Raw genomic sequence first — 786 nt, 5'->3', positions numbered from 1 at the left:
GGAGAGTCCCTGCACGGGAGAGTCCCTGCAAGGGGGAGTCCGGCAAGAGGAGAGTCCGGCAGGGGAGAGGCGGGGCCGTGGGGCGGCCTCAGCCCAGCAGGCGGATCGGCGCACCGTCCAGGTACGCCCGGATGTTCTCGACCGCCTGGCCGTAGTAACGGGCGTAGTTGGCGCGGGAGACATAGCCGAGGTGCGGCGTGGCCAGCAGGCGCGGCGCGGTGCGCATCGGGTGGCCGGCGGGCAGCGGCTCCACGTCGAAGACGTCGACGCCCGCTCCGGCGATCCGGCCCTCGCGCAGCGCGGCGAGCAGGGCGTCCTGGTCGACGATGGCCGCGCGGGAGGTGTTGACCAGGTAGGCGGTGGGCTTGAGGAGGGCCAGTTCGGCGGCGCCCAGCAGCCCGCGGGTGCGGTCGGACAGGGCCAGGTGCACGGAGACGAAGTCGCCGGCCGCCAGCAGCTCCGCCTTGCTCGCGGCCAGCCGTACCCCGGCCTCGTCGGTGCGTTCCCGGGTGAGGTTGTGGCTCCAGGCCACCACGTCCATGCCGAAGGCGAGACCGACCTGGGCGACCCGGCTGCCGATCCGGCCGAGGCCGAGCAGCCCGAGGGTGCGGCCGTGCAGGTCGGCGCCGACGGTGGACTGCCAGGGGCCGCCCTCGCGCAGTGCGGTCGACTCCGCGACGAGCCCGCGGGCCAGGCCGAGGATGAGGGCCCAGGTGAGTTCGACGGGCGGGGTCGAGGAGCTTTCGGTGCCGCAGACGGTGATGCCGTGGGCGCGGGCGGCGGCGT

At 74.8% G+C, this 786-nt stretch carries 1 protein-coding gene; it reads right to left on the bottom strand.

Annotated features, from left to right (window positions below):
- Positions 1-88 precede the first annotated feature (88 nt).
- On the bottom strand, positions 89-786 hold a 698-nt coding region (locus CCN42_RS39360; RefSeq protein ID WP_086741960.1), incomplete at its 5' end, for an NAD(P)-dependent oxidoreductase.

Origin of the sequence: Streptomyces glaucescens, from assembly GCF_002154375.1 — a bacterium.
In the GTDB taxonomy this organism is placed as follows: Bacteria; Actinomycetota; Actinomycetes; order Streptomycetales; family Streptomycetaceae; genus Streptomyces; species Streptomyces glaucescens.
The sequence above is the reverse complement of the archived record's forward strand: the minus strand, read 5'-3'. Positions and strand labels throughout refer to the sequence as shown.